22 protein-coding genes are annotated in these 26,640 nt (G+C 40.7%); 19 read left to right on the plus strand and 3 right to left on the minus strand.

The window, feature by feature from the left end; genetic code table 11:
* The first annotated feature begins 87 nt into the window (after positions 1-87).
* The 8 genes from NXS00_RS10510 to NXS00_RS10545 all read left to right on the plus strand — a co-directional run bounded on the left by NXS00_RS10510 (position 88) and on the right by NXS00_RS10545 (position 8,836).
* On the plus strand, positions 88-1,938 hold the full coding sequence (locus NXS00_RS10510) for a helix-turn-helix domain-containing protein (protein WP_258099146.1): 1,851 nt from the start codon (positions 88-90) through the stop codon (positions 1,936-1,938).
* Between the two features lie 99 nt (positions 1,939-2,037).
* Positions 2,038-3,027, plus strand: a complete 990-nt coding sequence (locus tag NXS00_RS10515; protein WP_258099147.1) for an NAD(P)-dependent alcohol dehydrogenase — start codon at positions 2,038-2,040, stop codon at positions 3,025-3,027.
* 10 nt (positions 3,028-3,037) lie between these two features.
* The gene (locus NXS00_RS10520) at positions 3,038-3,700 is read left to right on the plus strand and encodes a DUF4386 domain-containing protein (protein ID WP_258099148.1); all 663 of its coding nucleotides are present in this window, start codon (positions 3,038-3,040) and stop codon (positions 3,698-3,700) included.
* 4 nt (positions 3,701-3,704) lie between these two features.
* Positions 3,705-5,135 carry an amidohydrolase family protein gene (locus NXS00_RS10525; protein ID WP_258099149.1) on the plus strand — a complete coding sequence of 477 codons (1,431 nt, stop codon included), beginning with the start codon at positions 3,705-3,707 and terminating at the stop codon, positions 5,133-5,135.
* 48 nt (positions 5,136-5,183) lie between these two features.
* Positions 5,184-5,615, plus strand: a complete 432-nt coding sequence (locus NXS00_RS10530) for a hypothetical protein (RefSeq protein ID WP_258099150.1) — start codon at positions 5,184-5,186, stop codon at positions 5,613-5,615.
* 68 nt (positions 5,616-5,683) lie between these two features.
* The gene (locus NXS00_RS10535) at positions 5,684-7,378 is read left to right on the plus strand and encodes a GMC oxidoreductase (protein WP_258099151.1); all 1,695 of its coding nucleotides are present in this window, start codon (positions 5,684-5,686) and stop codon (positions 7,376-7,378) included.
* A gap of 2 nt (positions 7,379-7,380) precedes the next feature.
* Complete coding sequence (locus NXS00_RS10540; protein ID WP_258099152.1) at positions 7,381-7,977, plus strand: gluconate 2-dehydrogenase subunit 3 family protein; 597 nt, start codon at positions 7,381-7,383, stop codon at positions 7,975-7,977.
* Positions 7,978-8,116: 139 nt separating this feature from the next.
* A complete protein-coding gene (locus NXS00_RS10545; protein ID WP_258099153.1) occupies positions 8,117-8,836 on the plus strand; it encodes a hypothetical protein in 720 nt (239 codons plus the stop codon).
* 142 nt (positions 8,837-8,978) lie between these two features.
* Here NXS00_RS10545 and NXS00_RS10550 read toward each other — a convergent pair whose 3' ends face one another.
* Complete coding sequence (locus NXS00_RS10550; RefSeq protein WP_258099154.1) at positions 8,979-10,274, minus strand: sensor histidine kinase; 1,296 nt, start codon at positions 10,272-10,274, stop codon at positions 8,979-8,981.
* Between the two features lie 185 nt (positions 10,275-10,459).
* Positions 10,460-11,188 carry a DUF3108 domain-containing protein gene (locus NXS00_RS10555; RefSeq protein WP_258099155.1) on the minus strand — a complete coding sequence of 243 codons (729 nt, stop codon included), beginning with the start codon at positions 11,186-11,188 and terminating at the stop codon, positions 10,460-10,462.
* Positions 11,189-11,374: 186 nt separating this feature from the next.
* Here NXS00_RS10555 and NXS00_RS10560 point away from each other — a divergent pair, with 186 nt between their 5' ends.
* The 6 genes from NXS00_RS10560 (at position 11,375) to NXS00_RS10585 (ending at position 18,298) form a co-directional block, all read left to right on the plus strand.
* Positions 11,375-12,400 (plus strand): sensor histidine kinase, encoded by a 1,026-nt coding sequence (locus NXS00_RS10560; RefSeq protein ID WP_258099156.1) that lies wholly within the window; start codon positions 11,375-11,377, stop codon positions 12,398-12,400.
* On the plus strand, positions 12,393-13,079 hold the full coding sequence (locus tag NXS00_RS10565; protein WP_258099157.1) for a LytR/AlgR family response regulator transcription factor: 687 nt from the start codon (positions 12,393-12,395) through the stop codon (positions 13,077-13,079). Before NXS00_RS10560 ends, NXS00_RS10565 begins: the two co-directional genes overlap by 8 nt.
* Positions 13,080-13,239: 160 nt before the next feature.
* Positions 13,240-15,060 carry a CPBP family glutamic-type intramembrane protease gene (locus tag NXS00_RS10570; RefSeq protein ID WP_258099158.1) on the plus strand — a complete coding sequence of 607 codons (1,821 nt, stop codon included), beginning with the start codon at positions 13,240-13,242 and terminating at the stop codon, positions 15,058-15,060.
* A 360-nt stretch (positions 15,061-15,420) separates the two neighbouring features.
* Positions 15,421-16,356 (plus strand): hypothetical protein, encoded by a 936-nt coding sequence (locus tag NXS00_RS10575; RefSeq protein WP_258099159.1) that lies wholly within the window; start codon positions 15,421-15,423, stop codon positions 16,354-16,356.
* Between the two features lie 138 nt (positions 16,357-16,494).
* Entirely contained in the window at positions 16,495-16,884 is a 390-nt protein-coding gene (locus tag NXS00_RS10580) for a response regulator (RefSeq protein WP_258099160.1), read from the plus strand.
* Between the two features lie 232 nt (positions 16,885-17,116).
* Positions 17,117-18,298 (plus strand): acetyl-CoA C-acyltransferase, encoded by a 1,182-nt coding sequence (locus NXS00_RS10585; RefSeq protein WP_258099161.1) that lies wholly within the window; start codon positions 17,117-17,119, stop codon positions 18,296-18,298.
* Between the two features lie 342 nt (positions 18,299-18,640).
* Here NXS00_RS10585 and NXS00_RS10590 read toward each other — a convergent pair whose 3' ends face one another.
* Positions 18,641-20,584 (minus strand): extracellular catalytic domain type 1 short-chain-length polyhydroxyalkanoate depolymerase, encoded by a 1,944-nt coding sequence (locus tag NXS00_RS10590; RefSeq protein WP_258099162.1) that lies wholly within the window; start codon positions 20,582-20,584, stop codon positions 18,641-18,643.
* 396 nt (positions 20,585-20,980) lie between these two features.
* On the opposite strand from NXS00_RS10590, the gene fabG reads away from it, so the two are divergent.
* The 5 genes from fabG to NXS00_RS10615 are packed head-to-tail and all read left to right on the plus strand — an operon-like array spanning position 20,981 to position 26,629.
* Complete coding sequence (gene fabG / locus NXS00_RS10595) at positions 20,981-21,715, plus strand: 3-oxoacyl-ACP reductase FabG (protein WP_258099163.1); 735 nt, start codon at positions 20,981-20,983, stop codon at positions 21,713-21,715.
* A 9-nt stretch (positions 21,716-21,724) separates the two neighbouring features.
* Positions 21,725-22,711 (plus strand): 3-oxoacyl-ACP synthase III family protein, encoded by a 987-nt coding sequence (locus NXS00_RS10600; RefSeq protein ID WP_258099164.1) that lies wholly within the window; start codon positions 21,725-21,727, stop codon positions 22,709-22,711.
* A 3-nt stretch (positions 22,712-22,714) separates the two neighbouring features.
* Positions 22,715-24,229 carry a sodium:solute symporter family transporter gene (locus NXS00_RS10605; protein ID WP_258099165.1) on the plus strand — a complete coding sequence of 505 codons (1,515 nt, stop codon included), beginning with the start codon at positions 22,715-22,717 and terminating at the stop codon, positions 24,227-24,229.
* On the plus strand, positions 24,222-25,691 hold the full coding sequence (locus NXS00_RS10610) for a class I adenylate-forming enzyme family protein (protein ID WP_258099166.1): 1,470 nt from the start codon (positions 24,222-24,224) through the stop codon (positions 25,689-25,691). Before NXS00_RS10605 ends, NXS00_RS10610 begins: the two co-directional genes overlap by 8 nt.
* Positions 25,688-26,629, plus strand: coding sequence for an alpha/beta fold hydrolase (locus NXS00_RS10615; RefSeq protein ID WP_258099167.1), 942 nt, complete (start codon positions 25,688-25,690; stop codon positions 26,627-26,629). Before NXS00_RS10610 ends, NXS00_RS10615 begins: the two co-directional genes overlap by 4 nt.
* The last annotated feature ends 11 nt before the right edge of the window (positions 26,630-26,640 follow it).

The raw sequence follows: 26,640 nt of genomic DNA on the forward strand, positions 1-26,640 counted from the left end.
TGCAAAGTTCTTGATGCCATAGATTCTTTGTTTTTTAAAGAGTGAAATGTTGTGGAATCCTTGGCAAGAAGGAAGTCTGGAGTTTTAATGTTGGATTACGCACCGGAAAACAATAGTTTTAGCTTTCAATCAACCGAATTAGTTCTGAAACCGCCGATTACCTCCATAGTAGTTCTTCCTTTTGTAAACCGTAGTGCAGATGCTGCCAATGAATACTTCTGCGATGGGATGACCGAAGAGATCATTACCGCTTTGGCCAAAGTGGATCAATTGAAGGTGATTTCCCGAACGTCAAGTTTTGTTTTCAAAGGGCAGAATCTCCCTATTTCAGAAATCGCTGCTCAATTGAAGGTAGACGTGGTTTTGGAAGGTAGTGTGCGCATAGGTGGAGATACCCTTCGTGTTTCAGCACAGCTGATCAATGTTGCCGATGATACTCATTTCTGGTCAGAATCGTGGGATCGAAAGATGGACAACTTGTTTGCCGTTCAGGATGAAATCAGCGTGTTGATTGCCGAGAAACTAAGAGAACATGTTGGTCACATGGACATTTCGGATCACCTGGTTCAAAGCCCTACTCATAACCTGGCAGCTTATGAGCATTATTTGAAAGGGCGATTTCACTTGAATAAATGGAACCCGGCTGATATCAATATCGCCATTGATCAGTTTGAATTGGCTATTAAGCAAGATGAAGAACTGATCGAAGCACTATTAGGTCTTGCCGATGCTTACAGCTTTTTGGCTGTTGCTGGATTTGCGCCAAGAGAGGCTTCCTGGATGAAATCTATGGAGGCAGTTGGTAAGGCGAAGAGTTTAGATCCGGATCACGCCGGTCTCAATTACATGCTGGCCAATCAAGCTTTTTTCACTGAAGCTGATTATGCTCAGGCAATGATATATGCATTGAAATCGGTGAAACATCGTCCTAACTATCCGGAGGCGCAGCAATACTTGTCGTTCCTTTTTGGGATAAAAGGGGAGATGGAGAAGTCGAAAGAGCATTTGTTGTTTGCCAAGTCCATCGATCCATTGAATCCTGAAACCCGCTTTTATGAAGCGTATTATCTGTATCGAATGAGAGAGTTTCATCAGTCAACGGTGATATTGAAAGATCTGCTTGCTCAAAATGATAAGAACCTGCCGGCCATGTTTGTCTATATCTACATTCTGATAAAGACAGGAAGATTGAAAGAGGCTAGCGAACAATTAGCAGCTACTTCTGATACACTAATGGCTCCTGATGAGCGATTGGGTATGGCATGTTTGATTTCTGTGCTTTCTGGTGAAATGAATGCAGACGATTTCCAGAAATTGGAAGCATATGGTGATGATCCATCAGCGCATCGGGCACATTCTTATTTGTTTATGGTGTGTGTAGCCAAAAAGGATTTTGATGCAGCCTTTGCGGTATTGGATAAGATCTTTACAGCCAAGTCATCTGTATTGTTACTGACTTTTACTGATCCATTGGCGGATGATATTCAATCGGATGAACGATTTGAAGATTATCATCAACGTATTTATGCACTTGAATCACTTCCTCAAGAACCAATTAAGAAATCGACTGCTGGACCAACCGAACAGGAAGGAAAACAATTATTGGAAAAACTGAAAACCTTCATCAATGAAGAGAAACCTTATTTGAATCCTTCATTGACACTTAGGTCTCTGGCAGAGCAAAATGAGATGCATCCCAATCAATTGTCCTGGCTAATCAATGAATATATAGGCCAGAATTACAATGAATACATCAACACTCAACGCGTAGAACATTTCAAGCAATTGGTTGTGGATCCGGCCAACGCCCATATTTCCCTGGTGGGTTTGGGTTTTGAAAGTGGGTTTAACTCCAAGACTGTTTTCAATACCGCATTTAAGAAAATCACGGGCATGACGCCCAAAGCCTACCAGAAAAGTCAGTCGCAGGAAGAGTAATAAGTTCGGATTTATAATTCCGAACTTCTCCGTTGACATTCCGAACATTCACATTCTTGCTTTTCATTCCCTTTGTCATGAATCTAAAATCAAAAACTCATGACTACTCAGACAATGAAAGCAATTACCGCAACAGGATACGGATCTCCTGAAGTATTTCAATTCACAGAAGTGGCAAGACCAGAACCAAAAGCAGATCAAATTTTGGTGAAAGTGGTGGTGTCCTCCGCCACCACGGCAGATACCATGATGCGAACAGGAAAGCCGTACATCGGTCGTTTATTCACCGGGATTAGCAAACCGAAATTCCCAATACCAGGTACTGGTTTTGCTGGAGTAGTGGAAGCAGTAGGTGCTGACGTGACTACCTTCCAGGTGGGAGATCGCGTATTCGGAGAATCCAAATTAGGATTTAGTGCCAATGCCGAGTTCGTTGCTATTCCTGAATCTGGTGTGGTTTTAAAAATGCCGGATAACATGGAGTTTACAGAGGCTGCTAGTTTTGCTGATGGTCATCTTACTTCTTACCATTTCTTGCATGAGATTGCCAAAGTAAGCCCAGGCCAAAAGGTATTGATCAATGGCGCTTCGGGTGCTTTAGGTGTTTCGGCTATTCAACTGGCGAAGTACTTTGGAGCAGAGGTAACTGCTGTTTGTAGTCAAAAGAATAGTGGGTTGGTGAAGTCGCTTGGAGCAGATTATGTCATCGATTACCAGGTGAATGATTTTACTATAGCTGATAAGCAATATGACTTCATTTATGATACCATAGGGAAGAGTTCTTTTAAAGCATGTCAGTCAGTATTGACTCCTACAGGTACTTATCTTTCACCAGTTTTGGGTTTTGGTTTATTGCTGGATATGCTCAAGTCTTCATTCGGAAAAGGACAGAAAGCCAGGTTTGAAGCAACCGGAGCTAATACGTCTGAAGTTCTGCTTCCTATGCTCCAGGATGTGTTGGAGATATTCAGAGAAGGACGCTTGAAGACTGTAATCGACCGTCAGTTTCCTTTAGAAAAATTGGCTGATGCGCACCGTTACATCGATACGGGTCGCAAAAAAGGAAATGTAATCATCGTTCACGCCTAAACTTACGATCATGACCTTAACCAATAGAAAATATGCAATCATAGCCGGTGCTGCTTTGATGCTCATGGCAGTCGCCGCGGGATATGCTTACGCGTTTGTTTACAGCAGCCTGATTATTGCAGATGACACTCAGCAGACTATCACCAACCTTCAGCAGGAAACAGGTATGTTCCGAAATGGGATCATTGCCTGGGGCTGGATTTTCCTTCTTGATATCATAGTAGCCTGGTCTTGTTATAAGTTTTTTCAGGATACGAACAAAGGCCTATCGATGATGACGGCTATTGCCAGAACTGTTTACACCATATTTCTAGGAGTCGGAATCCTGCAATTGGTGAAAGTGATGGTGCTTTTACCGGCTAGTGATCCACAGGAAATCATGTTTGCGCTTCGCTCTTTTGAGGTGATCTGGTCTTTGGGTTTAATTATATTCGGTGTGCATCTCATCGGACTAGGGAAGCTGGTATTGACAGCCGATTTTATTGCGAATATCTTCGGATGGTTGCTTTTATTTTCAGGATTTTGCTATTTGGGAATCCATTCTGCCAAAGCAGTATTGCCATCCATGGAGGAGGGAATCGCCAAATTGGAAATGATTTTAAGCTTACCCATGGCAATTGGTGAATTAGGATTCGGAGTATGGCTTCTGATTAAAGGGGGAAAGAACAACTAACAACATGAAAATACTCAAATACATAGGAATTGGACTTGGATTAATTGTACTATTGATCGTGTTGACGCTAGGAGTACTAATCATTATTGATGATCTATCCACTAGTTATCTGGAAGTGGATGCCTTGCCTTCTCAAAACAGGAGCTATCTGATCGAACATGTGAATGTAGTACCAATGACATCCGACACAGTATTGCTGAATTATTCAGTAAAAGTAGAGAATGGTGTTATTACAGAAGTTGGTCAACAACTAGCTGATAATGGACTGGAAGTCATTGATGGTGAAGGTCAATATTTATCTCCAGGGCTCATTGATATGCACGTACATGTGTGGGATGAATATGAACTGGGTTTGTATTTGAGCAATGGCGTTACAGCCGTACGGAATCTTTGGGGACAGCCCATGCACTTGCGTATGAAACAAGCCATCAATGAAGGTAAGCTGGTAGCACCGGCATTTTATACAGCAGGACCTAAGTTGACAGGGCCGGAATTCATAGGTGATGACAATCTGCAGTTATTCACTCCAGAAGCTGCTAAGGCTAAGATTATTGAGTATCACGATCGTGGGTATGATCTGATTAAAACCTATTACGGGCTGACTCCTGAGATTTATAATGCAGTGATCGAGCAATGTGATAAAGAGGGTATGGATATTGCTGCTCATCCTAGTCAAAAAGTGCCTTATGGCTATCACTTTCAGCCTCAGATTAAGACGATTGAGCATGCAGAGGATATTGTGCAGCTGGCGCTGGGTTACCAACTGGATAGTGCTGGACTGGAAGAAGTGGTGAAACTGTATGCGGACCATCCTCAGTCTGCTCTGTGTCCCACAACAGTGGTGTATTACAACATTTATCGGTTGCTCACCGAAGAGGGCGTGTTGTCTACCGAAGAAATGGATGGCATCAATCCGTTGATCCGTATGGTCGATAGTCAAGCACAGCTAGATCGCTGGCAAGGGACTAAAAGATATGACTCTACCATAGTGAGTAAGATATTGGCGCAGCACAATTTTCAGGTTATGGCGGTGCAGAAACTCCATGAAGCTGGAGTGAATATTGTGTGCGGAACTGATGCTGGAATTGGGGTAACTCCTGCTGGATATACCATTCACCAGGAACTTCAGTTTTATAAAAATGCAGGTATGAACAATTACGAAGCTTTGAAGACTGCTACTGTAAACGCATCGATAATTCATTCTTTTTTATCAGATCTCGGAACAATTGAATCAGGTAAACGAGCCAATTTTAATTTATCAAAGGAGAACCCATTGGTTAATCTTCAAACATTGCGTAAGCCGAATGTTGTATTCGTTAATGGATTGATGTTGCAAAGAGCAACTCTTGATGAATATGAGATCACAGCCAAAAACAGGTCTAACTTGATCGTATCAGGATTACGCTATTTGGAGAATCTTTTGGTAGAAAAGTAAAAAGTAACTTTTTTAGTGATCTAGACATAATCAACTATCACAAGCCATATGAAACTTATTCCCTATACCTATATAATTGGAGGAATCATTTTTACGATAATCTTCTTACTTAAGATTGACTTTCCTGTAGGTCTGGAAGGCTACTTTCAGCGCACCTATTATATGCAATTTGGAGGAGTAGCACTGGCCGTCGAAATGGGTCTTGCGGGGTATTATTTGCTCCGATTAAGCAAACGAGCCAATTTCATGTTAGCTCTATTCGGATTTTCGGTAGTGCTCGATATCGTTTTTGGTTTGATTGGTGTGTTCTCCAGTATTCTGTCAGGAGTTAATTTTTGGGTTTTTGGACTAATTGCCTTTGAGTCCTTCGTTATTGCATTTTCTAATCAATATAACACTGGGAAAATTGCTGTTTCCAAAGTAGTCATCAGTTTTTTGTTAGGTACTGCTTTCGAGTTATTCTTCAATTATTACTTATAGTCGGCACGACTCTTACTTGGTGTTTTTCTCTTCGAAAAACTGTATCTTGAGGGAAACACAAACCTTTAATGATGCAAGATCAATCGAATACCAACTATTATGATGCGATAGTGGTGGGTTCCGGAATTAGTGGCGGTTGGGCTACCAAAATTCTCGCAGAAGGCGGTATGAAAACCCTGATGCTGGAGCGCGGTAGAATGCTGCGACATGGGGAATACCCCACAGCTGGACTCGATCCCTGGGACATGCCCAATCGTGGCGTCCTCACCCCGGAGCAAAATCAAGAATACAACAAACAGACACGTACAGGCTGGATCAGCTTTGACAATAAGGATATGTTCGTCAAGGATGTGAACAATCCGTATGACGAGGACAAGCGCTTTGACTGGATACGAGGCTATCAGGTAGGTGGTAGGTCCATTACCTGGGGCCGACAAACGTATCGGTTGAGCGATTTGGATTTTGAAGCCAATGCCAAAGAAGGAATAGGAGTGGATTGGCCTATTCGGTACAAGGATCTTGCTCCATGGTATGATTATGTGGAGAAATATGTTGGGATCAGTGGGCAGGCGATGGGTTTGCCACATCTTCCGGATGGACAGTTTTTGCCACCGATGGAGCTCAACTGTGTAGAGCAACATACCAAAGAAATAATTGAATCCACTTTTGATAGCCGCTATCTGACTATAGGTCGGGTAACCAACCTTACCCAGCAGCACAATGGTCGTGGACCTTGTCAATACCGAAATCGATGCATTAGGGGATGTCCTTATTCAGGATATTTCAGTAGCTTGTCTTCGACCATTCCAGATGCAGAAAAATCTGGAAACCTAACGATCAGAGCCAATTCTGTTGTTCTTTCGGTGATCTATGACGAATCTACAGGCAAAGCGTCCGGTGTACGAATCGTAGACGCGGAGACCAAAGAGACTCATGAGTTCTTTGCCAAAGTGATTTTCCTTAACGCCTCGGCCATTGGGTCAACTTCCATTTTGATGAATTCGATATCGGATCGCTTCCCGAACGGAATGGGTAACGATAGTGATCAGCTTGGTCGCAATTTGATGGATCATCATTACCGGGTAGGAGCGATGGGCTTTATCGATGGATTTGAGGATAAATACTACAAAGGTCGTCGCCCGAATGGTATTTACATCCCAAGGTTTAGAAACCTGGATGAAGCCACCAAACGCGATGATTACCTGAGAGGGTTTGGTTATCAGGGTGGAGCAGGCAGAGCTGGATTTGATCAATCTGCTTACACGGATGGTTATGGTGCTGAATATAAGGAGCAACTCATGAAACCAGGTCCATGGAGCATGTCGTTGGTTGGTTTTGGAGAGATGTTGCCAGACCCATCTAATCGAGTGTACTTAAATCATGACAAAAAAGATCCGTATGGCATGCCAACAGTGACTTTTGACTGTGAGTTTAAAGACAATGAGCTGGCGATGAGAAAAGACATGAAAACTTCTGCCGCAGAAATGCTCGAAGCTGCAGGCTTTAGAGACGTACGTGAATACGATGACCTGGGAGCTCCAGGATTGGGAATCCATGAAATGGGTACTGCTAGAATGGGCCATGACCCGAAAACTTCAGTACTCAACAAATGGAATCAGGTACATGGTGCAGAGAATGTCTTCGTGACAGATGGAGCGGCTATGACGTCTTCTGCATGTCAGAATCCATCATTAACATACATGGCACTGACGGCTAGAGCTGCGCATTATGCACTGGATCAAGTAAAAAAGAAAAATCTATAACCATGGAAAGAAGAGAAGCAATGAAAAACATGGCTTTGGCCATGGGTTATACTTTGTCAGCTAGCACTCTGGCTAGCTTAATGACTAGTTGTGGGGAGCAAGTGACCCTGGACTGGCCACCGAAGAATTTTAGCAAGGAGCAAGCTTTGAATGTAGAGACCTTGTGCGATGCGATCATACCTAAAACAGATACTCCAGGAGCGAAAGAACTCGGTGTTCCACAGTTTCTGGATTCGTTTATCGGTGAAGTGATGACAGAAGCTGATCGGGCCGCTTATTTGAAAGAGCTGGATGCGTTCATACAGCTGTGTGTAGACTCGCAAGGAAAACAGCTTTATGCCTGTGATGAAGCGGAGAAAAAAGCCTTTTTGGATGAGCAGAATGCCCAAAACAAAATGAAGTATCCAGGCATCTGGGGAGCGGATATGGTGAAAGCGGATATGCGCAATTTCTTTGGGAAGTTTAAGGATACGCTGGTCTGGGTGTTTTTTACGACGAAAGTAGCAGGAGAGGAGATCTTGCCGTATGATCCGGTACCTGGTGGATATGATGCCTGCTTTACCATTACGCCAGATACCAAGTCCTGGTCATTGGGATAAAAGAGACTTGTTTACTTATTGATTGATAGGAGAGGTCGCAGTAGCGGCCTTTTTGGGTTTTATTAATGGATTGAAAGGGTATATTTGAGTATCTGATAACGTGCACGGTGCTCGTTAGCCGGATGTTGTACACCATCAAATGAAGCACGCAAAATACCTTTTAGCCGTTTTAATTCTCTCCTGCTCTGGTATTAACAGCAAGGAGCTTGCTTTGGAACTGAGTGGAAGGTCATACACGTGGAACATTCAACTAGAAGACTCTGTGATAACTCAACAGCTGTATTTTATCAATGACAGTCTTTTTACATTGGTGACTCAAGGTGAAGAACAGAAATATGCACAATTTGGAAGTTGGAGAGTCACAGGTGACCTGTTTCATGCCTATTTAAATCTAACCGATCCTTTTGGTGAACCCTCATTTCAGGTGAATTCTTGGAACAAGAAAACCTTGAATCTTTCTAATGGCAAGTATTCATACCAAGCTGTCGAGATGAACTATGAAGAATCGACTTTAACTCAAGATATTATCGGTACTTGGATAGAACCATTGGACAGTTTTCCCAGAACATTTCCGGAATTTGAAGAAAGTGGTGAATTTCTAATGAATCCAATTTTCAAATTTAGCATCGACTCTTTCAATATTCGAACAGAAGACTTTAGAAGAAGCGGAACTCTAAAAGTAATTGACGGAACAACCCAACAATTGATTTTGGAATCCGAATCTAATTACATGGACAACAAAATCATTATAGTAGAACAACACTCTCGAAAATTGTTGGAACTCCGATTAAAGAACGACATGGGGCAATGGGATCTCTATAAACTTGAAAACATAAACAGTGTACAACAGGCGCTATGAATGAATGAGGTTTCATCGGTAAGGATATTCTCGTGGGGTTTGGAAAGTCCGCCAAACTGCCTCCTTATGATTTTTGGTGAGGTTCTACTTTGTTAAGTCCTTAAACTATCAATCAATTTATTCTATTGACAGATCATTGATACTAACTCACAGCCGCTTCCACTTGATCTTTTGCAGGAACCTTGATGTGGAAAGAGGTGCCTTCTCCTAAAGTGGATTTCAAAGTAATTTCACCAAGGAGCTTGTGGACTGATTCCTTCACTGTAAACAAGCCAAGTCCAGATCCTCCAGCGGAATTGGAAGCTCTGAAGAACATTTCAAAGACTTTTTCCTGATATTCTGGATCAATGCCACTGCCATTGTCTTCAATGGATAGATGAAGCCAATCGTCTTCTATACCCCCAGATATTTTGATGAATTGGTTGCTCTTGGAATTGTCGTGGTAGCGAATAGAGTTGGTGATGAGATTGTTACATATACCAATCAATCTGCGTTTGTCACTTTCTACTTTCAGTTCTTTTGGGATGTCTAAGATCATTTCTATTCCCTGAGCCTCAGGAGCGTGTCGCAGTAGTTCCCAAATGATCGCAATGGTTTCAGATAAATCAAATTCCTCGTATTTTAATTCGAAGTTTCTATTTCTTGCTTGCTCGGTGACATCTTCAATTAGACCCCATAAGTTTTGAAAACTGTCTCTGATCGTTTCGAGATAATGATCAAAGTTGGTGTGATCAACATTGGGTAAATGAATCAATCTCAGCATGGAGTGAATAGGACCCTTCAAATCATGAGTAATCGTATACGAGTATTTGTCTAATTCATTGTTCAATCGCTGAAGTTCTTCGTTGGTTTTTGTGCGTTGGTTGATGATTTCTTGTAGGTAATCAATCAGTAATTTGATAGTCAAAATGATGGAAATAACGCAGATTACAAAGTCTACCGTTTTGTTAACCTGAAGTGTAGCTTCATCATAAAGTCTAGTTGGTAATAATGAGTATTCTACATAGGCATCCACAAAGTAGAGTCCAAAACTGAGTGTCAAAAGAGCAATTAACCTTGCTCTATTTTCGTGGCCTAAAAGGACATATTCTACTACGATAATGCCCACATAGAAAATTGCAGACATGGAATCCTCAGGTATGCTGGACATCACGATGTAGATGAAGAAATTGAGAGCGACCAGCAAGACTAATAGACCTGCGTTGTGTTTCTCATTTCGAAGTAGGTGCAAAGCAAAACCGAATATCACCACAAAAGGTGTATAGACCCATAGACTATTCGGATAGCCCAAATAGATATCATAAGCTAAGAAGATCAGTGAGCAAATGGTGATTATAACTATAGTGCTAGCTGCAAAGAGAATTCTAGATCGTTCAATATCCGATACAACACGAATATCGCCTAGAAGGAATTTGTGAAACCGATCTTTTTTGAGCATTTAAAATGGCTGACAATTGCTGAATAAATCTATACAAAGATTTTAACTATTGAGGTCTGACTCGACGAATCCAGCTGTCTAGCATGCCATAACCATGAATTTGACTATGAAAAATTGATATGATGCGAAGTAAAATCCGTTAAATGGAAAGTATAAAATAGGTATAGTAAATAACTGAATTGTAGTTATTTAGCCAATAGCAGCTTGTATCTGGTGATGTTGCCATATACTTCTTTCATTTTAAGTACTTTGTGGGTTGTTTGATCGATCCAAAAGTCCGCGCTACTATTCTCTGAATACTTTATGGTCAATATCCAGCAAGTTCGTGCTTCATGATTAAACGTAACATGGCTTTCACTTGTAACCGAATACATATAGTACTGAGGTGGAGTGGATGATCCAGGATGGTAAAAGGAGATTGCAAATTGTTTGTTGTTTTCCAGCGGAAGTAAGGCAAAGGTCTCCAGATCCAATTCCCAATTGAATGAGTGCTTTAAATCAGCAATGTGAGTCGGTTCCCCATTGTGGTGACTGGTATCTGCATGTGAGCGCATTTGATTTTCGACGTATATAAAGTGCTTTTTGTTAGAATTACCATGATCAATAATTTCTTCAATAGGCTCCAGCGTTTTGGCATCTACTGAGATATCATATTGGTATAAGGTTTTGCCTTCTCCGGATCGATTCCATTGTACATTCAATTGATTATCAGCTTTGGAAACGGTTCTGTCCCAGATTTCCATATTGAATTTTGCTTCGCTTTGATCATTTTGAAAATAAACCAAGTAAGAATTAGTCTCGTTGGTGATTCGGTTCATTATCAACTTATTGTTCTGCGTGTTGATCGTCTCGATTTGCGCTGAGCACAAGGTGCTGATAAGGAGAATGGATAAAATGATGAATAGTGATTTCATGATTTTGATTTGTTGATTTGATACAACATTAGCTGGTCGAGAGATTCAGATTAAATCTTTTAAATCCATTAGCCCATATATTCAATGGTTGATGAGATCTATTCATCAACTTGAGTTATTGAATATATCCGGCGAACTGTTGAATATATTTTTGCATGAAGTGATGTATTTCTATTTTGCCAATCGATGTATTCATTAAGTGAAAAGAGACTATTCATACAAGTTCAGATAGGAGCATGGCTGCTGTTACTGCTTGGCTTTTTTGTTTTTTACTGGGCAGAATATCAGGATTACACCAAAAGTCTCTCGCTTGCAGTTCTTAATGTAGGATTCCAAATGCTGGTGATATACAGCGCCTATTGGTACTTAATTCCACTTTTCCTGAAAACCAGGTATCGGATAATTGTGGCCGGCGGAATCGTAATTATTCTGCTTCTGTTGGCTTTTGTTTGGCATGAAATGACCATGTGGCTATATCACCTATTGATGGAAACCAATACGTCTTCCTCTCCATGGTTTATGTATTTATATCGCTTTATTTCTGTTGTATCGATGTTTGCATTCAGTATTTTACTCCAATACACCAGTAGCTATTTTTCTCTTCGTCAGGTACAGCAGGAGCAAGAGTTAGCGCAAAGAAATGCCGAGCTAGATCGATTGAAAATTCATATTCAGCCACATTTTTTGTTCAATACGCTTAATAACATCTACTACATCACCGAGAGCGAATCTCCCAGGTCTGCAGAAATGCTTAGTCGACTTTCAGATATGATGCGGTTTTTTATGGATGAGAGTCAGAAACAAATGATACCCATCAGTGCAGAACTGGCTTTTATTGATAACTACATTGATCTGGAGAATGTGCGTATGAGATTTCCTCTAAAGGTTGAGAAAAACATTTCTATTGACAGGTCGATTAAGGTTGCTCCAATGCTTTTGATTCCGTTTGTTGAAAATGTATTCAAACATGGAATTCAAAAGAATCGGGAAGAGAATTTGCTGAAAATGGAGCTTGTGGAGCAGGATGATAAGATGTGTTATCGTGTGGTTAATATGCAAACCAATGGGTCTAATGCAAATGAAGGCGGGTTTGGGTTGATCAACTTAAGGCGTAGATTAGAACTTCTTTTCGGAGAGGCCTTTGTACTTTCGACTCGCCAAACAACTGAACAATATGAAGCCTATCTAGAAATTCCACTGACTTATGATTAAATGTATAATCGTAGATGATGAGCCTAATGCGGTTGCTCTACTGGAAAAGTACATAGCTCGTTTCGATGAATTGGCGCTGGTAGGGAGCTGTTATGATGGTGTGGAGGCGCTTAGTTTGTTGCGTAATCATACAATAGATGTGGTCTTTTTGGATATCAATATGCCAGAAATCAATGGTATGGAATTGGTGAAGATGCTCTCTCCTAAGCAGCGTGTGGTGTTTACTACAGCCTATTCGGAATACGCCGTGGAGAGCTATGAATACAAGGCGCTGGACTACTTACTTAAACCAATTACGTTTGTGCGGTTCACAGCAGCGGTTCAGAAAATATTGGAAACTGCTCAAGAATCTATTTCGCCGAAGAGCAAGCCGAATTGGTTGTTGATTAAATCCGGAACAGAATTATTGCGACTCAACCCTAAAGACATTCGGTGGATAAAAGGCGAGCGTGAATATGTGAGTATACATGTTGATGGTAAAAAGCACCTGATGTACAAGAGAATGAAAGAGTTGGTTTCGGAGTTGCCAAATACGTTTGTCAGAGTACATCATTCTTATATTATCAACATTGAGAAAATAGAGAAAATCATTGATCACAAGGTGTTTATAGAAGGGGAAGCTATCCCAATCAGCCAGACCTATCGTTCTGAATTCATGAAAATGATCAATAAAGACTAACCATTCAGCTCCTATTTGAATGATGAAATAGGTTGGTGTTCATGAGCTATTGCAAACCTATTTATTTTTTGTTGCTGAGAAGATCATGTAAATATGGTGTTGATGTTTGGAGCGCTGGTTATTTTAGCAACATTCCCATATGTTAACTAATATATAAAGTATGCGTTTTGCCATCTTCAGCATTGCCTGTTCCCTTTTGCTATCTAACTTATTGTGTGCTCAATCATCCAAGCCGCTCAAGGCTGACGACTATTTGAATACACTTAATAATTCTCGAGATGCTCTTTTTGATCAAATTATTGAGGATTATGAAGGTTATTTAGCTAAAAATCCATCAGATGTAGAGATTCGAATTGAACACTGCGAGTTTATCAGGCAAGCTTTTTACGATAGCTATGATGATTACAATCCACTGGAGGAAGAATACGAAGAGAGCGTGAGACTATTGCTTGCTGATTTTCCCACCAATCATCAAGTGTTACTGTATCAATTAGATAATTGTTGGGGAGATTCAGCTATTAGAGTAGGTACTAAGATATTAGATATGAATCTTGAGAACCCGGGAGAATGGGCTGATCATGACCTGGCAATCGTTCATAAACGCCTGGCGAATACATACGATTATCAAGGTACTCCGGAGCAAGTACTTGAACACGCTATGAAGGCCCAGCGATTAAATGATACTCTTGACTTAACCTATCTGGAGGCTCAGCAATATGAAGAAAAGAACCTTTATTCAAAAGCGGTGGAAATTCTTTTGAGTAATGTGGACTCCACAGGAGATGCACAAAACAATTACAGAAAAGCAAGGATGTTGCTGGAGCTTGGTCAGGATAGAGAAGCCTTGCAACTTTTCGAACTGGTGAAAAATGATACATCGGTATACATGGACAATGGAGAGTTGGCTCAGGCACTTATTGTTAATGAAAAATTTACCGAGGCACGGGAGTATTTGTTGCGAGATCTTGAATCTTCATATAACAAGTCGGTAGTGCTTCATGATTTGATTGCATTCGACTTCAAGCATAGTCCAAATGACACATTGGTTTCAACTTATGAACGGCTCATGGATGAAAGTTTTCACAATGACACCTTTGGAATGTATCGGTTTTTATTGCTGTTCAAAGCACCGTTTCAAGGTTGGCGTTGGAATGATTTGTTGAAACTACTCTATTTCCTTGTATTAATAGTTGTTGTGTGCTCTTTGCCTTATCTCTATGTATTGCCCATAGACTTTCTTTCCAGAAGGTTTGGCATTAATCATGATAACACAGCTTTGTCATCAGCACCATGGACCCTTACTGATTTTTGGATTATATCCGCCTTGTTTATTCTTATTGACGTGTTCACCTGGATGCTGTTTAGTTATCCGAACCTACTGGCCAGCTTTTTCAGTGACATGTATATAGCAGAAGACAATAAGATTAGTATTGATCAGGCCAATGAAGCCATTGTGTTCTTCTTGATGATGTTCATCATGGTTGTTGGGTATTTGAAAAAAACAGATTATCAATTTCTACTTTCAAAGCATTGGAAGGTAGGAAAAAGCATTGGTTTAGGGGTTTTATGTGCGTTCTTACTGCGGACCATTTATTTCGCACTATCACGTAAAGGAATTTTGCCAGGTATAGAAATGACGATGTTGAGTAGCGTGATGGATTATTTGAAGTCTATCAATCAATACTATCATCCCGCACTGGCTTTTTTGTTTGCGGTGATTCTGGTGCCTTTCTATGAAGAATACATTTTTAGAGGCATTTTCTTAAATAGTATGGATCGTCGAATCAAGTTTATTGCGGCTAATGTGATTCAGTCTGTTTTGTTTGCTTTAGTTCATGAGAATTGGTCGCTTTTCCTTTTTTACTTCTTTACCGGTTTAATTACTGGATACCTGGTGAAAAAATCAAACAGCCTTCTACCGGCTTTGAGTATGCACGCCACCAACAATTTGTTGGCCTTCATTGCCATAATGAGGATGTGATTATGAATGTCGAAGGATTAAATTTCAGGGGAGTTTCCACCTTTGATGGAGTTGTATCCAACAAATCATGTCTCCTCACTTCTCCCCACGAGTCCGCGTTTGCAACGCGGACTCTTAGATCATCAAGTTTGAATCTTGAATATTTAACCCATAATAGCTCCATTCTGTTTTCAGGGTAATTTAATGTCACTTTAAGTATCGGTGTGCATTACAAATGCTGAGGTTTAACCATCCTTGTTGCAAACGAGGATGAGCATAACTTCTGTACAATTCACTAATTGCAAGCTGTCAATCAAATACTTAAAGTGTTACTTTTTAGCCCTTTCTGCATAATATATATGTATAGATATTAAGTAAGTCATGAAAAATCCGTTTTTAACTGTTAATACTCTAGCTTTTCTAGCTGCAGTATTATTTTCCTGCTCAGAGGCAGACGAAATTTTGGTAGATGAAGAAGTTGATACCAGTAACCTTATTGCCATCACAAGTGATTACTACCAGGATGACTACCTATACTTCTCAGAAACAACGAACTTCTTAGATAGGAAACCGGTCACTATTACATATAGTGATAAAAGTTATGACAGTATGTTTTACGCAGGAGAAATGGTTACTAAAATTTTAGAGTTTGATTCAAATAAAAATCTGGAATGGACAACATTATATGATTATGACCATCTTGATAGAATATCTCTAAAAAAAGTAATGCCTGGTCCAAACAATCCCATTACTGATGTAAGTCGACAAAAAAGTATTTCTTATGATGAGAGTGTTATTAGATCCGAAATCTCTTGGAGTGATGGTGGGTCACATAAAAATACCATTGTTCTAAACGATGAAAGCTTTATGGTTGAAGACAGAATGGAGAAGACTGACAATTCACTTATTAATCGAAACATTTTTGAATATGTAAATGGCAATCTTCTTAAGCATGTTATAAAAGATCATAATGGCGAAGCTATTTACGAACAGACATTTGAATATTTAAATAAGAAAGCATCAAAGCCATATCAGTATAATGCATTTTTATTTGGTAAAGAGTGGCAGAATAATAGTTCGCTTAATAGGCAATTTGGCTTAGGTCAATTTAAATCTTACGAAATAAGTGAAAATTATATATCCCGGTATAATTCTTACTCTTCTGGAACTGGGATTTCTATTTCAAGGACCTTTGCCTACGAATTTGATTCAGATGAAAGAATAACAAAGCAGACTGAAAATATCAGCTGGTCTAGTGGTGAAAAGTATACGATTATCACATCTTACTTCTATGAAAACTCTAAAGGATTGAAATAACCTCCACTTGTCTGCATTTACAAAGCGGATATATAAATTATCAGGTTTGTAGTTAGTCTACCTACATCATAGGAATTGTAAGCCGCATGCTCATTTCCTGTTTTAAGCGTTATCTTTGAGGTAAATTCTCACCTCAGGATGGATCGAATGACCTGTATTGCCATAGATGATGATTCGTTGTTCTTGCGTACGATCAAGTTGTACCTGGATCAGATGGATTGGGTTGTGCTAAAGGAAACGTTTACCAATCCCGTTCGTGCTGCAAAGGGCATTCTACAGTTACAGCCACAATTGATTTTGGTAGATTATGAGATGCCCTTAGTGGATGGGGATTATCTGATTGACTGGATCAAACCCAAGCTCGATCTAATGAAAAGGAAACCGTTTATCGTATTACTTTCCGCAGTGGATGAACCTCCAAAAACACTTCTCAATAATGTGGATGGCTTCATCAATAAGTCCATGGTTCGAGATATTGAAAGTCTGGAGGTGGTGTTGAAAGAGTTGGTACACCAGAAAATCGCCTGAATCTTATCCTTCATTAGTCTGCGTTTGCAACGTAGTATTGGTGCGCATTACAAATGCTGAGGCTGAGGTTTAACCCTCCTCGATGCCAACGAGGATGAGAGTGTATTCTCACTTGACCAATCACTTTTCTACACTCACCAAAACAAAAGTCCACCCCTTTTAAATTTTCCCTCATCAAGGATTCCTGAAGAATTCAGATAGTTTGCTTCCATCAATAAACGATTATTCAAAAATGGAAGAAGTCTATATATTATCAGCTGTCAGAACACCCATTGGCAGCTTTGGTGGAGCGCTTGCAGGACTAAATGCAGTGGATTTAGGAGCCATTGCCATTAAAGGCGCATTGCAAAAGTCAGGACTGGAAGCATCAGAGGTAGAAGAAGTGCTGATGGGTAACGTAATATCTGCAGGTCTGGGACAAGCGCCTGCTCGTCAGGCAGCAATCAAAGCAGGAATTGGAGATAATGTGCCTTGTACTACGGTCAACAAGGTTTGTTCCTCAGGCATGAAGACCATTATGTTGGCCGCACAGAGCATTGCACTTGGTCAGGCTGATGTGATTGTTGCTGGAGGAATGGAGAGCATGTCAAACGTGCCATACTACATTCCTAAAGCACGCTTTGGTTACAAATATGGTCATGGTCAGTTGATTGATGGCTTGCAACATGATGGCCTATGGGAAGTTTACAATCAGTTCGCTATGGGTAATTGTGCAGATCATACGGCTAAGGAAATGGATATTTCTCGTGAAGCTCAGGATGAATACGCAATCAATTCGTACAAGCGAGTGACTTCTTCTTCAGAGGCAGGGAAATTCAAATCAGAGATAGTTCCCGTGGAGATTCCACAGCGAAAAGGTGATCCAGTTGTAATGGATACGGATGAGGAGTTCACCAATGTTCGATTTGATAAAATCCCGGGTTTGCGTCCAGTTTTTAGTAAAGAAGGAACAGTAACGGCCGCCAATGCTTCTACAATCAATGATGGGGCTTCTGCGGTGGTTTTGATCAGCAAGAAGAAAGCTGAGGCATATGGATTGAAGCCACAGATGAAGATATTGGGTTATGCGGATGCTGCCAGAGATCCATTGTGGTTTACCACGGCACCATCTTTAGCGATTCCGAAGGCTATGAAAATGGCAGGAATTGATGCCTCTCATGTGGATTATTATGAAATCAATGAAGCATTTTCTGCTGTAGCGCTAGCGAATATGAAGATTTTGGATCTAGACCCAGCAAAAGTCAATGTCTACGGTGGAGCTGTGGCAATGGGGCATCCACTTGGTTGCTCTGGTGCTAGAATCGTCACCACGTTAAACTCAGTATTAAGTCAAGAAAATGCGCACATTGGAGTAGCTGGAATCTGTAATGGCGGAGGCGGTGCGTCTGCTATGGTCGTTGAGCGTGTGCTTTAATTCTGAACTAAAAAATATTCAAGTTACCGAATGCTTATGGGGTTTTAGTTAGTTGTGATAACACCCTGACATATGTCGTCAGGGTGTTTTTTTGATTTAAAGGACGGGCCTTATTCATTTTAGATTTATAATTTCTAAAAATCAGTAAAGAAATAAAAGCTGTTTGAGACCTAGGAAATCATCAAAAGTTGTGGTCCGAATGAGTTGGTCGAGTTCTTTTATTTCCTGATTTTGGAATTATAAAGCGTTAATAAATGAATACAGCCCTAGATTTTTGCCTACTTTTCATCGATGGAAAAGTAGGGGAGATATTAAGGCTTGTAACTTTGATTGTCGGTAGCTCTATTTTATAGTTAGCTTAGTCTTAATGCACTGATTATCATATTTTATAATTGTTTGATAAACCCCACTTTGCAATTGTTTGACGTCAATCATCCCATTATCAATCTGTTGCTCAAGTACTTTTTTGCCATTCAAGTCATAAATGCTGATTTTGCCATCAGTTATTCCTTGAATGTGAATGCTCTCCGAAGTTGGGTTGGGGTAGATTGCAAACTTCACTTCATCAGTAACTTGATTTTGGATGGATGTTCTCGATCCTGAACTGGTTGTACTGATGGATGCCGTAAACGGAATGTCAAACACCGAGTAATTGATGTTGTCATACCAAAGACTTCCTCCACTGTACACATTCGAATAGCTATACCTAAGCGAAGCATCAGTAAGTTGGAACGTGTAAACCTGATTGTCATCAATGGTTACAGGGGTGGTTAAGGTGATTTCTTGCCATCCAGAACCAACAGAAATACCCGTCTGTGAATAAATAGGGGTACCAGACACAGTATTGCCGGCATAGATATTTAAAGTTGAATTAGAAATAGCATAGACTAGCTTGACTTCCACTGAAACCAATTCACCATCGGCAATGGAGGTGAAGCTTTGTCCCATATTATGAATTGATGTATAGGTCAAAATGCCATTTCCAGATGGTTGTTCGATAGTAACAATAGTTGGAGTTTCGCCACCTCCACCTGAGGATTGAGTAGTTGCATTGACTGTTGAGCTGGTTGCATTATTAGATCCATCGGTTGCTAAAACCTTATAATAGTATGTGGTTGATGCACTTAATCCTCCATCACTGTAGCTGGTACTATTTGCTGCAATAGTCGCTATGGTATTGAAAGATCCCGTGGATGAGTTTGATCGCTGAATGATATAATTAGTTTCATTGGTGGAATTGTCTGTCCAACTTAAGTTGATTTGTGAAGTTGAAACGGAAGTGGCGGTGAGATTGGTTGGAGCAGCCAAAGTGCCACTACCTCCACCTCCTGAAGATCCATCTGTTATGCCGAAAAACTCGGCTGCCCAATACGAAGAGAAGAAGTTTACGTCTGTCGCATAAGATCCGGTGTTTCCTCCCTGGGTCTCACCAGTTCCAGGATCTATGGCAATTGCATGACCCATTCCATTAAAGCTATATGTAGCTACGATGGTCTCTCCTGATCCATTATGATATTCTTTTTTGCTTACAGATGAGTTGCCTTGAAAGGCATTATCTGTAACATCAGCCGATTGGTCTACTCCATGGACATTGGTCCACTGTTCCATGATTTCGTTTTGATTCATGTAATAAACGGTGTAGTCCGAAGTGCCATGAAACACACCTACTTTTGGCCAGGAGCCTGAATGAGAAGAGGCATTTCTAACAAGATTACCAAATTGAGTCGGGGTTTTGTTAATGTTTCCAAACATGGCCATAAATGCATCATTGCTGCTCGTAGCTACTTTATATGGAAGTCCTGACATCACAGCTCCTCCGGTAAACACATCTGGATATGCTGCTAGCATGACGGTAGTCATTCCTCCACCAGCAGAAAAACCAGTCACAAACACCTGACTGTTGTCAATGGAGTAGTTGTTTTTCATGTAGTCCGTCATGTTTTTTAGGGATGCTGCTTCACCATATCCACGGTTAATGTCTCCGGTTTCAAACCAGTTGAAGCACTGAGAAGAGTTATTGGCGCTTTTTTGTTCGGCATAGATGACATAGAAACCATATTCGTCCGCCAGACTGTTCCAATCGCTTTCTGAAGCATAAGAGCTTGCGGATTGTGTGCAGCCATGGAGTACCAATACCAATGGAGCATTAGTAGGCATGCTGCCAGGAATGTGAACATACATGTTCAGATTGCCCGGGTTAGATCCGAAGCTGGATATCGGAGTTAATTGTGCGTGAATGAGGAAAGTCCATAGGCTTCCCAAAGTGAGTAATGCAAATTTTTTCATAGGAATTCATTTTTGGTTTATTCCTAAGAAATTGATCAAATATTGGGTAATTGATTGATTTTCAGCTAAATGAGGGTGTGTGACTTTGATGAGAAGATGTCTTGAAATGCCGGTTATTACAATTAGGAAGACTTTTTTTGGTGTTTTGACTTTCGGGAAGGGATGTTGAAAAAATGTTAATCGCCTGTTTTTCAATTCTGATGAATAATTCAATAGTCATTAGTGATTAAAAGTTGTTTTATTGATCTAAATCATTGTTTATGTTCAAAATCAATTTATAAAATGGTTAAAAGTCCATAGTCTATTATTTGGGATGATTTCTTAAGCGGTTTGACAAATTTCTATTTTTAGCCTAGTCAAATTTTAAAAATCGTAATCTGAATAATAGATATTCTAATGTTAAGACTAGAAAATAAAGTAGCAGTTATCACCGGAGGGGCTGCAGGTATAGGAAAAGCTTCTGTAGAGAAGTTTGTCTCTGAAGGAGCGAAAGTCGCTATCTGGGATGTCAATGAAGAGGCTGGTCAGGCACTTGTTGCTAAATATCCTCATGCAACGATGTTCATCAAAGTAGATACTTCCAACCCTGTTTCTGTTGAAAAAGCAACAGCGGAGACTGTAGCGAAATTTGGTACCATAGATATTTTGATCAACAATGCTGGAATCACGCGTGATGCTACCATCAAGAAGATGACTTTTGAGCAATGGGAGCAAGTGATTAGCATCAATTTAACTGGTGTGTTCAACTGCATTAAGAATGTATCTCCGATTATGATTGAGAAAGAAGGTGGTCGAATTATCAATACTTCGTCCGTTGTTGGATTGTATGGAAACTTTGGTCAAACCAATTATGCTGCTACAAAGTCAGGGGTAATTGGGATGAGTAAGACTTTAGCTAAAGAGCTTGGTAAGTATAAAATCACTGTCAATGCGGTAGCTCCTGGATTTATTGCTACAGATATGGTTCGTGCCATGCCTCAAAAAGTAATTGAAATGATGGAAGGAAAGACACCAATTGGTCGTCTTGGAGAGCCAGAAGATATCGCCAATGCCTATACCTTTTTAGCTTCTGATGAAGCATCATTTATCACTGGTTCCGTGCTGAGTGTAGACGGAGCTGTAACCCTATAACCGACCCAGATGAGAAGAGCAGCAATAACCGGGATCGGTGCGTATGCACCAGATCAAGAAATACCCAACAGTTACTTCAATGATACACTAGGGCAGGATGTAGATGCCTGGTTGCGTGAAAATGTGAACATTACTACCCGAAGATGGTGCACGGAAGATGAATCTGTGGCTGATCTATGTGAGCAAGCAGCTAACGAGGCGATTGCTGATGCTGGAGTGAAACCAGAGGACATTGATTTGATTATCGTTTCAACGGATACTCCAGAGTATATCTCACCTTCTACAGCATCAGTGTTGCAGGATCGCCTGGGATTAAAGAATGCTGGAACATTTGATTTGAATACCGCTTGTGCTGGATTTGTCACAGCAATGGATGTTGCTTCTAAGTATATAAGCTCTGATGAGCGCTACCAGCATGTGTTGGTGCTTGGAGGCTATGCGATGAGCAAATACCTCAATAAGACTGATAAGAAAACGGTAACTCTTTTTGCTGATGGAGCTGGAGCAATTGTGATGTCAGCTACTGAGCAGGACAAAGGCTTGTTGACTAGTGATCTGAAGACTGAAGGTCAATACAATAGCTGGATGGGGATTTATGGTGGTGCAACCAAAATGCCAATCTCTGAAACGGTTCTTGAAAACCATGACCATCAATTGAAATTCGTTCACAAGTTTCCAAAGGAATTGAATCCAAAAATGTGGACGGAGATGGCGAATGATATTTGTGATCGATTGGGTGTAAAACCTCAAGAGGTAGATCATTTCTTTATCACTCAGCTCAACTTCAATTCCATTAATGAAACCATGGATAATCTGGAAGTGGATCGTTCCAAAGCACATATGGTGATGGATCAGTATGGTTATACAGGGTCGGCTTGTATCCCGATGGCTCTTCATGATGCTTACAAAAAAGGCAAGGTGAAGGAAGGGGATCTTTCTATCTTTATTGGATCAGGTGGGGGATTGGCATTTGCTGCCGCAGCTGTAAGATTCTAATCTATGAATAGCCTAGCATCAACCGAGCAAATTACCGCAACTTGGGTAGTTGTTATTCTTTACATGGTCGTGATCTTGTTTTTCGTGGTGCGAGGGGCATTGCGAGTAAAAAGCATCAGCGACTATGCATTGGGTAGCATTACCTTTTCACCTTTAGCCGTTGGTCTGGCACTAGCTGCCTCCATGACCAGCGCAGCGACATTCATCATCAATCCTGGATTTATCGCATTATATGGTTTGAGTGGTGTGCTGTCATTTGGAATAGTCATGCCATTGGCCATATTTGTTTCATTGACTTTGATGACTAAACGGTTCCGAAAGTCAGGAAGCAATGTGAAGGCTTTGACCATGGCGCAATGGATGGGGAAAATGTACAATAGCAATGCCTACGCAATCTTCTTTGCTTTTCTATCGCTGTTATTGATCACGTTCATTGTGTTGATATGCGTGGGATTAACACAAGTCTTATCCAGCGCACTGAATCTTGAGCCATTTTGGGTGTTGTTGGGTGTAGTGGTGTTTGTGTTTGGCTACATGATGTTTGGTGGAGCTAATTCAATGGTCTATACCAATGCCATTCAAGCGACTTTGATGTTTATCGTGGCAATTGTGCTGCTTTCCTCCGGAACAGAGTTTTTTGATAATGGAATATCCGGATTCATGAGCGAATTGAAAGAAATTGGGCCTCACTATGCCAGCTGGACCAATCCGGATAGTTTCCTTTTTAGAGATTACTTTGAGATTATCTTTTGCCAGATTGTGATCGGAATCGCAATTGTTTGTCAACCGCACATCATCACTAAGTCTTTGCTTTTGAAAGATGAAAAGGATGTCAACAAATACCTGATTTATGGAATTATCGTTTTAGCGGTGTTTTTTCAGGTAGTTGTTGTTGGTTTGTTTGCCAGATTGAAGTTTCCTGAACTTACGGTAAATGGTGCGGCTATACCAATGGATGGAATTGTTTCCGCTTATGTGGTAAGTGAGTTTTCGGTTTATGTGACCATTTTGGTGGTGCTGGGGTTGATCTCCGCAGGGCTTTCAACACTTGAGGGGTTGATTCAGTCATTGAGTACGACACTTACAGCAGACTTGATCAAACCAATATTTGGAAAAAGCTTTAGTGCTGATGAAATCAAAAGGTCTAAACAAGAAATTCTTGTCAATAAACTGGTCATCGTATTTCTAGCGGTGGTAGGGTTTTTACTTTCATACCAGCAGATGGTTTCTCCGAATCTGAGTGTAGGGATTTTTGCTCAGAATGGTGTATATGCTTATTTCTCAGCGGCTTTCGTTCCAGTATTTTTTGGTATGTTTATCAAAGAAGCGAAGTTGTCTACCGTGTTCACGGCATCAGTCGTGGCGGTAGTCGTTCATTTCTCTGTTTATTATGGAAAATTCATGCCTTACATGAAAGAGACTGTTAATAATCCAGGAATTGCCAGCACTATTGCGCTTTTAGTTTCAGTTGCTGTGGGCTTGATTCTGCATTTTGGAAGGAGGAAGGCACATGTATAGAAAGGATTGGATTGATAAATGGGCACAGTACAGTCCTGACAAAATTGCGCTGAAAGAATATGAGTCAGGGCTGGAAATAACCTACAAAGAATTAAACGAGCGAGCCAATTTCATATCTAATTGGCTGATCAACGAGAAAGGTTTCCAAAAAGGAGATCGTTTGATGGTCTTGGCTGAGCACAGCATAGAATATGTTGCATTGTTTGTCTGCTCGCAAAAGACTGGTATTATTCTCGTTCCTGTGAACTATCGATTGGCATCAGCAGAAGTTGATTATTTGGTCAAAGACTCAGAGCCTAAGTTTTTACTGGTAGAAAAGAAGTTTGAAAAGCTCATTGCTGGTACCTCTCAAGAAGTGCAACAGCAATGGATGGAAGAATTGCCAACAGGAAGTTTGGATGCTTTTGAATCTACGGAGTTGGCTGAAGAAGATGCGGTATTTATTCTCTACACATCTGGATCCACTGGATTCCCAAAAGGAGCGATTTATACGCATAAAATGCTGCTTTGGAACAGCTTGAATACTTCCCAGAGTCTCGAGTTAACACCTTCTGATCATACCATTAATTGCATGCCGCCATTTCATACCGGAGGTTGGAATGTATTGGTTACGCCGATGTTGCATCGCGGAGCATCGGTGGGTTTGTTAAAGAAATTTGATGCAGATCTTATTCTTCAATTGCTCGACGAAGAGCGGTGCAACTTGTTTATGGGAGTGCCGACCATGCTGAAGATGATGGCTGATAGTCCATATTTTAAAACTGCATCTCTGGAAACGATTAGATATTTCATCATAGGTGGAGAAGCATTGCCACTAAGCGTAATCAATACCTGGCACGGCAAAGGAGTGATGATGCGTCAAGGATATGGATTGACTGAAGTTGGGCCAAATCTTACTTCATTGCATCAAAAACATGCCGAACGAAAAATTGGCTCGATCGGAGTAACCAACTTTTATGTGGATCATGCGATACTGGATAATGATGGGAAACCTGTTTCTGTTGGTGAAATCGGTGAATTTTGTCTTCGTGGACCTATGGTGACTCCCGGATACTGGAAAAATGAGGAGGCGACCAAAAAGACAATAGTCAACGGGTATTTTCATACGGGAGATTTAGTGCGTCAGGACGAAGAAGGATTCATCTACGTGGTGGATCGAAAGAAGAGCATGTTCATCTCCGGAGGAGAAAATGTTTACCCTGCAGAAGTGGAAAGAGTGCTTCGTGAGCATCCGCAAGTAGACGAGGCAGCTGTGGTGGGTGTGTCTGATGCGAAATGGGGCGAAGTAGGGAAGGCTTATTTGTCTGTCAAGTCAGGGGTGAGTTGTACAGAAGCTGATGTGTTGGCACATTGCGTGAGTAAACTGGCCAAGTTCAAAGTACCTAAGTACTTTGAGTTTATGGAAGAAATTCCAAAGAATGGAAGTGGTAAAATTGATCGTAAAAAACTCTCTTCACTATGAATACATTAGGTCTGCTTCTTGGTATATCATTACTCTTTTTAGGAGTAGTTGTGAGAAGTCAAAGCACTGTAAGTGAGGTGATTGCTTTATATAAATATGAGACTAAGACGCTACAGATTGATGACTCCACTTCTGTTGCTTATATCGATGAAGGAGTTGGTGATAGAACTTTGATTATGATCCATGGTTTGGCGACTTATCTGCCTTCCTGGTATCCACAGTTCGATCATTTAATGAAGTCCAATCGATGCATTGTGTTGGATCTGCCAGGATATGGACGTTCTTCCAAAGGAAATTATCCGGCAACTATGTCATTTTATGCCAATGTGATAAGAAATTTCATTACTGAACTTGAAATAGAGAATCCGGTTTTAGTAGGGCATAGTATGGGTGGTCAGATAGCGGTAACCACCGTTTTGGAATATCCTGAGTTGTTCAAAGAATTGATTCTTCTGGCTCCAGCAGGATTTGAGACTTTTACAGATCAGCATGCCACCTTACTAAAGTCTGCAACTACCGTTGATGTGATCTGTGGTGCAACAGATGATCAGGTACGAGCTAACTGGAAGCTGAACTTCTTTGATATGCCAGAGACAGTTGAGTTTATGATCCAGGACCGATTAAAGATAAAAGAAGCTTCTGATTTCAGGCTTTATGGCCAATCTGTAGTGCGCAGTGTTAGTGGCATGTTAGATGAATCCATTTTTGAGCGATTAAAAGAGCTAAAAACAAGAACATTAGTGGCCTATGGTGCCAACGATGCCTTAATTCCCAATCGCTATTTGAATCCTCAGTTGACTACAAAATCTGTAGCAGAAAAGGGAGTGGAGCAAATACAAAATGCTTCATTAACGTTAGTGCCGGAGTGTGGTCATTTTATGACTTATGATCAGCCTGAGGTGGTTAATGAAATTATTGATAGCTTTCTAGAAGAATAATCTGATTCGAC

The sequence above is a fragment of the Marinoscillum pacificum genome (assembly GCF_024714495.1).
In the GTDB taxonomy this organism is placed as follows: domain Bacteria; phylum Bacteroidota; class Bacteroidia; order Cytophagales; family Cyclobacteriaceae; genus Marinoscillum; species Marinoscillum pacificum.